The organism is Halanaerobium sp. (genome assembly GCF_003070835.1).
In genome coordinates, this window is sequence record NZ_QBLR01000380.1 from 1 (window position 1) to 2,961 (window position 2,961).

Consider the following 2,961-nt stretch of genomic DNA (forward strand, 5'->3'; position numbering starts at 1 on the left):
ATGTTATACTAAAAGAAATAAGTTTCGCTGATTTTGAAAGAAAAAAACAATTTATTAAGAATTAATTTCGTAATCATTTTTTTAAGACGTCCTATGTCAAGTTAAAAATTTCCATGGTAAAGAATGGTACTGAAATTTAGCATAGGGATATCCAAGGATTAAATATTAGTTTTTAAGATTACTAGAAACTTGATTTAGCCTGCTTTATCTAGCACTTCATAATTAATATTTTTAGGTAATTTGTAGGCGGATCTATCCCTCATCATGGCATAGATAATATCAACTAAACGTCTTTCAAGACAGGTTAAAGCTACTTTTTGTGATTTGCCTTCTTGAAGCTTTTTCTGGTAGTATTTGTAGGAAACAGGATTTTTAATCTTACCATTGATACTGCTGCCAATTTGTTGAACTGCAAGCAAATGAAAAGCATGGTTTAAATCACGACATCCATACTTTTTGTAACTTAAATTTTTAGAAGTACCAGAACTATGTTCTACTGGGGCTAAACCTGCAAAACGTGCTAATTTACTGGCTGATTCAAATCTATCAATATTTTTAATATTGGAGATAAATAGTGCAGCTAGTTTGAAACCAATACCAGGCATGGTTGTCAGCTGATATTGACTTTCTTTAACGGTTTTTTCAAGCTGATCATTGATCTTTTCAAGTGATTTAGAAAGTACTCGTAATTGCTCAATGATACCTATGATGATAGTATTTCTGGCTTCAGCATCAGCAGTTTTCTTTTTATCTTTATCTACCAGAGAAAGTATAGTGGCAGCTTTATCGTTACCTATAGATTTAGCCTGATTATTAAGAAATTTTTGTAGCCTATCCTCTCCATAATAATTAAGATCTGCGGGATGAGGGAATTTTTCATAAAAAGCTATAGCCGTTTTACCAAATGGATCACTAAAGAACTTTTTGTATTCAGGATATTGTTGGTGAATTAAATTGTGGAATCTGTTTTTAAGTTTAGTTTGTTCTTTAATAAAAGTCTGACGCTGGTTATTGAGCTGTCTGATTGCTTTAAAATTAGCATCATAGATAGCATCAGGAAGCTCATTGAAATCTGTCAGTAATACATTAGCAATGGCTTCAGCGTCAATTTCATCAGATTTGTCAGGGTTAGCACTATGATGCCTTTCTCTTTTGGTTAGAGCAGGGTTAATTTCTTTAACAGTATAGCCCTGATCTAAAAGCCACTGTGCAAGAGAGTGGCCGAGTCCTTGGGTATCTTCAAGGCCGAAGACAAGTTTTTTATCAGGAGATTTAAATGAATTAATATCCTGAATAAAACTGTCGAAATTGGTTGGGTTATTGGGAGTTTGAGTTAAACCCAATTTTTGATGAAAACAGCTTAAGACACAGGCAGTATGCTGGTTTTTGTGAGTATCAACACCGACAAATACATAGTTTTGATGTTCCACAATAATCAGCTCCTTGGTTAGATTTATTTAAATTATCATCAGGCGTGCCCTATTGGATTAGCGTTGATTCGCAGCGTCCTATTTGACGTCTCTGATGATAGAAACAGGTGGATGGCAGTCTTAAAGAAAGCGTTACTCTAGTAAATAGAGCCGCAAGAAAGGAACTAGCCTAATCCACCTATTATGAACAAATTTATCAAACAAAAGAAAAAAAGGACGGAGTACACAATGTTAGAGCGTTACTCTTTTAAAAGAGCCGCAATGTACTCCATCCCGAATAAATTATATCAAAAGATAAAATGGAGTACAAATTATTTAGTTTTATTAGTTTCTATAATTTAGAATAACACAATAGAAAGGAAGAATTATTATGAGTGTTACAATTAAAGATATTGCTGAAAAAGCAGAAGTATCAATCTCAACAGTTTCTAAATCACTGAATGATAAAGGTGGTGTCTCTCCTGTTACCAGACAGAAAGTCTTAAATATTGCTAAAGAAATGGGCTATTTTTCTTTCCATTCTCAGGCAAATTTAAAAACTCATAATATTGCTTTTCTCATGAGTCGAAATCATATTCCTATTTTTAATAATCCCTTTTATACCAGGGTTATTGCAGGAGTGGAAATAGAAGTTGAAAATTTTGATTATAATCTTTTGTTTTCTACAATTATACTTGATGCCCTGGATAATAAAGAAGTTCCTGCTATTATCAGTCAGAATAAAGTTGATGGTTTAATTCTGGCTGGAGCTGATATCAATCAAAAAATGATTAGAGCCATTGAAAAACTTAAGTTTCCAACAGTTTTAGTTGATAATTATTTAAGCTCTCCGATTATGGATTCCATTGTTTCTGATAATTTTTCGGGAGCAATGAAAGCAGTTAATTATTTAATTAGTATGGGCCACAAAAATATTGGTTATGCAGGAGGACCTCTGAGCCATCCCAGTTTTGAAGAAAGATACAAGGCTTTTAAATTAGAAATGATGGAAAATGATTTAGAAATTAATAGTCATTTCGTAAAAATTAAAAGTGAATTTGGCCAGGATATGGGCCAAAAACTGGCAAAAGAATTCCTAAAGGAAGAAAAACTTCCTACTGCTATTTTTGCGGCCAATGATGCAACTGCGATTGGGCTATTGCAGACCTTTAATAAATATGGAGTTAAGGTTCCTCAGGATATTTCAATTATTGGCTTTGATAATATTGAACTCACTGCTTTTACTTCGCCGTCAATTAGCACTATTTCTGTCGATAAAGAAGGAATGGGCCAGGAAGCTGCACGAAAATTATTTGAGCGCATCCAAAATCCTGAAAAGAAATCAACTAAATCAGTTATCCCCACAGAATTGATTGAAAGGGAATCAGTGAGAGAAATTTAAATTTTCTACTTTAAGCTTTATTTCAGAATCATTAATTTCTGATTCTAAATCATTATTTAATTGATTTAGTTTAATTGTTGCATTTATGCTCTGTTTTTCATTTTCTTTAAGAGTATTGTATAATAAGTTGTGTAAATTAAATTTAACGAT

The 2,961-nt window shown here is 32.6% G+C and carries 2 protein-coding genes; one reads left to right on the top strand and one right to left on the bottom strand.

The genetic code is table 11. From position 1 onward, the window contains the following. Positions 1 to 194: 194 nt before the first annotated feature. Complete coding sequence (locus tag CI949_RS19310) at positions 195 to 1,430, bottom strand: IS110 family transposase (RefSeq protein ID WP_290769435.1); 1,236 nt, start codon at positions 1,428 to 1,430, stop codon at positions 195 to 197. Positions 1,431 to 1,800: 370 nt separating this feature from the next. Here CI949_RS19310 and CI949_RS19315 point away from each other — a divergent pair, with 370 nt between their 5' ends. After that, the gene (locus tag CI949_RS19315; RefSeq protein ID WP_133531396.1) at positions 1,801 to 2,811 is read left to right on the top strand and encodes a LacI family DNA-binding transcriptional regulator; all 1,011 of its coding nucleotides are present in this window, start codon (positions 1,801 to 1,803) and stop codon (positions 2,809 to 2,811) included. The last annotated feature ends 150 nt before the right edge of the window (positions 2,812 to 2,961 follow it).

Bases quoted from the DNA above. Each gene is read 5' to 3' on its own strand.
- CI949_RS19315 (WP_133531396.1), top strand. From the start codon at position 1,801: ATGAGTGTTACAATTAAAGATATTGCTGAAAAAGCAGAAGTATCAATC.